Origin of the sequence: Bacteroides rodentium JCM 16496 (assembly GCF_000614125.1) — a bacterium.
GTDB classification, from domain to species: Bacteria; Bacteroidota; Bacteroidia; order Bacteroidales; family Bacteroidaceae; genus Bacteroides; species Bacteroides rodentium.
Window position 1 is genome coordinate 1 of sequence record NZ_BAKJ01000098.1, and the last position, 5,965, is coordinate 5,965.

The window sequence follows — 5,965 nt, forward strand, 5'->3', positions numbered from 1 at the left end:
TCCGGGGTCGAAATAAGAACTCACCATAGAGGTGGCTTCGTTGATGCCCGCGATGCCGTTTCCCTGCGCGAAAGCGGAGGCGGTTGCGGCGATGACAAGTGCCGCGGAGAGGATTGCTTTTCTGTTTTTCAAGATGTTCTTGTTCATAAACTGTTCTTGTTTTTTGCCGTCAAAAGGGTGGATGGTCCTTTGTCGGGCGGTTGATACTTTGTTTCTTTACTTTGGTTTTAGTGGATGCCCGTTTGTTTCCACGGACGTGGGCGTGTCCGTTGCGGATGGGGATGCGCCTTGCGTTTCCTCGCCGCGTGGGTTGATGTCATTCTTTCATGTTCATTTCTTTTATTGTTGTCATACATAGTTGCGAATGTCGAACTCCTCGATGTTGTCCGGCACGACGAACTCCTTTTCAGATTTCTTCAGCCGAATCTCGATAAGCCCCTTGATGCGGATGCCTATCTCCGAAGAGCCTTCCATCATTTTCTCGTACAACTCCGTGCCCTCCATGTCGGTGAACACCTTAGCCGCCTTTTCACGTTCCGCCTGTGTCGCGTCCGGGTTTTTGGCGGTCTTGCAGGCGTCGTCAATCTCGTCAAAGCTGCTGCCCGAAGCCCGTGGCGTGTCCGAGGCGTCCTCTTCCGGTTCGTCGTCCCCGTATCCCAGTTCCTCCGGCGGTATGCTCGTGAAGGTCTCATCGAGTTTTTCCTCCGGGACTTGTGCCGGGCGGGATGCGTTTCCCGTTTTTCCGTCGTCAAAAGTAGCCTCTTCCTCCGACAGCTCAATGCCTTTTTCAATAGTGGCGGCTTCTTGCGTCGGTATGGCAGCGGTTGTCCGGGTGGATGCCATCCTGAAACGGCTCTTGCCGATGATGTCCGCCTTTTCCGCAGGGACTTCCTCGTGTGCCGCTATGCGTTTAGCCTCATTCCCGTCCAGTGACCGCCATAATCCGACAATGCCCTTGAAGAAGCGGACAATCCGCGTGTCCATGATGCGCTCGTAAAGGAGCAGGAACAGGAACCAGAGGTTGCAGCCGACCGATACCGCCAGCAGAATGTCTGTCATGCTGATTGTGTAATTCATATCCTTCCGTTTTTGGTTAGAATACTGAATTGTAATTTCGGGCATAAAGGCTCTTTATCGCATCTTCGCACTGGTTGAAGTGGTGCGTCAGCACATGGTCGATGTAAGCGGACAGCGTAAGCCGGTCATGCCCGATTACACGGGTGATACGCATGATACGCTCGTGGTACTCCGGGCGCACATACGCCATCTTCCCCTCACGTGCCTTTACTTCCGGGTCGCGGATGAACAGGCGTTCATAGTCCTTCTCACTGCATTTGCCGCTTACCGGGACAGGCGACAGTATTTCCACACTCGCCTGCACTTGGGTAAACATACCTCCGCAGTCTTGCTGTGGTCTTTTTTCATTCGGTGTCATTTCTTTTTCCATTTTCAAATCAGATCTTCACGTTGTTTCTTGTACAGTTCGTTGATTCTCTCCTTGTGCTGTTCCAGATGCTGGCGCAGCACGGTATCCACATATCCGCCTACTGAGATTTCCCCTCCGGCGATGTCGTTCACGATTCTGAGGATCTTGCCGTGGACGTCACGGCTGATATAGACACATTGGCGGGTCTTTATCTCGTTGCGGCGCAGGAATAGCTCGTTGTAGTCCTCGTCCTGCCTTTTCCGGCGTCCACTTTCCCTCTGCGCTTTTTCCCGTGTTACGGGTTGCACAGGAGATGGTTCCGGTGCGGCGGTGTCCTCTTCGGTCGGTGCAGCTGCGGGTACTTCCTGTGCGGGGCGCAGTGTCCCGTCCTGTGTGCGCCGCCCGATGGAGCTAACAGCAGTTCCTCGTCGATGCCTTCCGTGTTCACTTTCCTGCTGCCCATGCTCACTGCGGTCTGATGATGTCGCTTATCTCTTCGGAAAACTCCCGGATGCCACTCCCTTTCAGCAGTGCCGTGTCCATCGGGAAGATGGTGGAGCGGAAAACGCTCTTGCGCTCTTCCGAAAGGTCACGGCGGAACTTCTTGCTGTCGGGCAAGCGGGTGGAAAGTACCGGAAAGCCCATTTCGGCTATCACTTCCTCGTAGATGCCGTACAAGTCGTTCCTCTCCCTGCCGTCCACCATCGTCCAGAACAGATGCAGCCCCTTTGTTTTCGCCTGTCCGGTAGTCATCAGCCTGTCGCGGAACATCGTGACGAATTTCAGGGTACTCTCCACGACAAAGCGGTCGGCACTCAGCGGAGTGAAAATGTAGTCCATCTGCGAGAGCGTCTTTATCACGCCGTTGCTTCGGAGTGTGCCGGGCATGTCGAAGAACACCACGTCGGGTTTCACGTCCTCAGTGGCAATCATCCTCTCGGCATCGTCGAGGGCGTTCACCGCATTGCTTTTGACGATGGTGTAGGCGTTCTTTTTGATCCGGCGGAAATGGTCGCAAGCGAGAGCCTTGAAGTAGGTGCTGCTGTCGATAAGCCCCATTTCGTGTTCGCGCAGCCCGTGGATGCTGTGCTGCGGGTCGTCGCAGTCCACGACGGCGACATTGTAGCCTTTCACGTTGTGCAGGTAGCTGGCGGCAAGTGCCGTGACAGTGGATTTGCCGATGCCACCTTTCTGTGTTGCGAATGCAACGAAGATTTCCTTACTCATAGTTCCATTTATTTTAATTGTTGATGATTTGTTTTTCTGTTTCCATACGGATTTGGCTGTCGCACCATCCGCTTCCGTGACTACACACGCAGGCGGGTCGTCGCGTATCCGGTTCTGTGGTGAAGCGGTGCGTCGGACAAATGGTGATTGACGACATTGCGTCATGAAGTCATTGAATCCATACGTCACCGAATTGTCGGAGAACCGGGTTTCCGACGGTTCGGGTATCCGTTTCGGCAAGTATCCGAAGAAGCGGATTTCCGGGTATTTGAATGTTCCGTTTATCATATCTTCAAATCGTTCGTTTCTTGAATCATGCTGCAAATAAACAAGTATATTTTGGAACCTGTATCACTTCTCCGGCAAGTGGCGGCACGTTGCGCCGGTTGGCAGTCATTGACCGGGTCAAGCATCTGTCCGATACCGCTTTAAGGGCGTAACTTTGCACCCGGACAGCAGGGTTCGCCGATGACGCGCGGCCCGGAGTCCTGAAAGGTATTTTCCCAATCCGTCCCCTGACGGATTTTTATGTTCACCTGAACATAGCAAGATGTCTTTTCAGCCGCTCAAAATATTTTGAGCAGCCACGAAAAGCACTTGCCCTTGCAGGGGGCGGGCTTTCCCTCCGAAGTCGGGAAGCCTTTCAGAACTGCGGTGCTGTAATCCGAAGCGGCGGCTTATGCCGTCAATCCGCTAAATCCAAAGTAATATGAAAGAGAAAAGGAAAAGCAAATCAGGGAGAAATCCCAAACTTGATCCGGCGGTGTACCGGTACACCGTCCGTTTCAACGAGGAGGAACACAACCGTTTCCTCGCCATGTTCGGAAAATCGGGTGTCTATGCACGGTCTGTTTTCCTCAAAGCGCACTTCTTCGGGCAACCGTTCAAGGTGCTGAAGGTGGACAAGACGTTGGTGGACTATTACACCAAACTGTCGGATTTTCATGCACAATTCCGTGCCGTGGGTACGAATTACAACCAAGTCGTGAAGGAACTGAGGCTGCATTTTTCAGAGAAAAAGGCGATGGCGTTGCTCTACAAATTAGAGCAACACACCGTCGAACTCGTGAAACTGAGCCGCCGGATTGTGGAACTTTCAAGGGAAATGGAGGCAAAATGGTCGCAAAAATCAGTGTAGGAAGTTCGTTGTACGGCGCGATTGCCTACAACGGGGAGAAGATTAACGAGGCGCAGGGGCGGCTTCTCACCACCAACCGCATCTACAATGACGGTTCGGGAACGGTGGACATAGGCAAGGCGATGGAGGGTTTTCTCACCTTCCTGCCACCGCAGATGAAGATCGAGAAGCCGGTGGTGCATATCTCTCTCAACCCGCACCCGGAGGATGTGCTGACCGATATTGAGTTGCAGAATATCGCCCGCGAGTATCTGGAAAAACTCGGTTTCGGAAACCAGCCTTATCTTGTATTCAAGCACGAGGACATCGACCGCCACCACCTGCACATCGTGACGGTCAACGTGGACGAGAACGGGAAAAGGCTCAACCGGGATTTTCTCTACCGCCGCAGCGACCGTATCCGCAGGGAACTGGAACAGAAGTACGGATTGCATCCGGCAGAACGTAAAAATCAGAGATTGGATAATCCGTTGCGCAAGGTGGCCGCATCGGCAGGTGATGTGAAGAAGCAGGTAGGCAACACCGTGAAGGCTCTGAATGGGCAGTACCGTTTCCAGACGATGGGCGAATACCGTGCGCTCCTTTCCTTATATAATATGACGGTGGAGGAAGCGAGGGGCAACGTGCGCGGACGGGAGTATCACGGGCTGGTCTATTCCGTCACGGACGACAAGGGTAACAAGGTGGGCAACCCGTTCAAATCCTCGCTTTTCGGGAAGTCCGCAGGCTATGAAGCCGTACAGAAGAAGTTTGTCCGTTCCAAATCGGAAATCAAGGATAGGAAACTGGCAGACATGACGAAACGCACCGTCCTTTCCGTGCTGCAAGGCACTTATGACAAGGACAAATTTGTATCCCAACTCAAAGAGAAGGGCATCGACACCGTACTGCGCTACACAGAGGAAGGGCGCATCTATGGGGCTACCTTCATCGACCACCGCACGGGATGCGTGCTGAACGGTTCGCGCATGGGTAAGGAGCTTTCGGCGAATGCCTTGCAGGAACACTTCACCCTGCCATACGCCGGACAACCGCCGATACCGCTATCCATCCCTGTGGATGCTGCGGACAAGGCACACGGGCAGACCGCCTACGACAGTGAAGATATATCGGGCGGTATGGGCTTGCTCACTCCCGAAGGTCCGGCGGTAGATGCCGAGGAAGAGGCTTTCATCCGGGCGATGAAGCGCAAAAAGAAGAAAAAACGCAAGGGCTTGGGTATGTAATCAGAGTATCAACAATTAAAAAATCAATGTATGTCACAACAAGAAGACGATTTGAGGGCATTGGCGAAAATCATGGATTTTCTGCGTGCCGTGAGTATCATTTTAGTGGTCATGAACGTGTACTGGTTCTGCTACGAAGCCATCCGGCTGTGGGGCGTGAACATCGGCGTGGTGGACAAAATCCTTCTGAACTTCGACCGCACGGCGGGGCTGTTCCATTCCATTCTCTACACGAAGCTGTTTTCCGTCCTTTTGCTTGCCTTGTCCTGTCTGGGTACGAAGGGTGTCAAGGGTGAGAAAATCACTTGGGGGAGAATCTGGACAGCATTTGCCGTCGGGTTCGTGCTGTTTTTCCTGAACTGGTGGTTGCTGCCCCTGCCGCTGCCGCTTGAAGCGGTGACGGGACTGTATGTCCTTACCATTGGAACGGGCTATGTCTGCCTGTTGATGGGTGGTCTGTGGATGAGCCGCCTGTTGAAACACAATTTGATGGAGGATGTTTTCAACAACGAGAACGAGAGTTTCATGCAGGAAACGAGGCTTATCGAAAGCGAGTATTCGGTCAATCTGCCGACACGTTTCTATTACAGGAAACGCTGGAACAACGGTTGGATCAATGTAGTTAATCCCTTCCGTGCGTCCATCGTGTTGGGTACGCCGGGCAGCGGCAAGTCCTATGCCGTGGTAAACAATTTTATCAAGCAACAGATTGAAAAGGGCTTTAGTCAATACATCTACGATTTCAAGTATCCCGACCTATCTACTATTGCCTACAACCATTTGCTGAACCACCCGGACGGCTACAAGGTAAAGCCGAAGTTCTATGTGATCAACTTCGACGACCCGCGACGCTCTCATCGGTGCAATCCCATTCACCCGGATTTTATGGAAGATATTACGGATGCCTATGAGAGTGCCTACACAATAATGCTCAACCTCAATAAAACG

General features: G+C 52.7%; 7 protein-coding genes and 1 pseudogene. 3 read left to right on the plus strand and 5 right to left on the minus strand.

Annotated features, from left to right (window positions below; genetic code table 11):
- The 5 genes and pseudogenes from JCM16496_RS22460 to JCM16496_RS20430 all read right to left on the minus strand — a co-directional run.
- Window positions 1–147, minus strand: a 147-nt coding sequence (locus JCM16496_RS22460; RefSeq protein WP_128809776.1) for a DUF4134 family protein, incomplete at its 3' end; no start/stop codon positions are given.
- Window positions 148–348: 201 nt separating this feature from the next.
- Complete coding sequence (locus tag JCM16496_RS20415) at window positions 349–1,077, minus strand: hypothetical protein (RefSeq protein ID WP_004304280.1); 729 nt, start codon at window positions 1,075–1,077, stop codon at window positions 349–351.
- A 16-nt stretch (window positions 1,078–1,093) separates the two neighbouring features.
- Window positions 1,094–1,447: a DUF3408 domain-containing protein gene (locus JCM16496_RS20420; protein WP_004291505.1), complete on the minus strand. Its 354-nt coding sequence runs from the start codon at window positions 1,445–1,447 to the stop codon at window positions 1,094–1,096.
- 2 nt (window positions 1,448–1,449) lie between these two features.
- Window positions 1,450–1,889, minus strand: a pseudogene (locus JCM16496_RS20425) (DUF3408 domain-containing protein).
- A gap of 2 nt (window positions 1,890–1,891) precedes the next feature.
- Entirely contained in the window at window positions 1,892–2,941 is a 1,050-nt protein-coding gene (locus JCM16496_RS20430) for a ParA family protein (protein WP_004291492.1), read from the minus strand.
- Window positions 2,942–3,362: 421 nt separating this feature from the next.
- Between JCM16496_RS20430 and mobA the strand changes: the two genes are divergently transcribed.
- From mobA to JCM16496_RS20450, 3 genes are all read left to right on the plus strand, one after another.
- Window positions 3,363–3,791 carry a conjugal transfer protein MobA gene (mobA, locus tag JCM16496_RS20440; protein ID WP_004291488.1) on the plus strand — a complete coding sequence of 143 codons (429 nt, stop codon included), beginning with the start codon at window positions 3,363–3,365 and terminating at the stop codon, window positions 3,789–3,791.
- Window positions 3,770–5,017 carry a conjugal transfer protein MobB gene (mobB, locus tag JCM16496_RS20445; protein ID WP_004291483.1) on the plus strand — a complete coding sequence of 416 codons (1,248 nt, stop codon included), beginning with the start codon at window positions 3,770–3,772 and terminating at the stop codon, window positions 5,015–5,017. Before mobA ends, mobB begins: the two co-directional genes overlap by 22 nt.
- 30 nt (window positions 5,018–5,047) lie before the next feature.
- On the plus strand, window positions 5,048–5,965 hold a 918-nt coding region (locus JCM16496_RS20450), incomplete at its 3' end, for a YWFCY domain-containing protein (protein ID WP_025836360.1).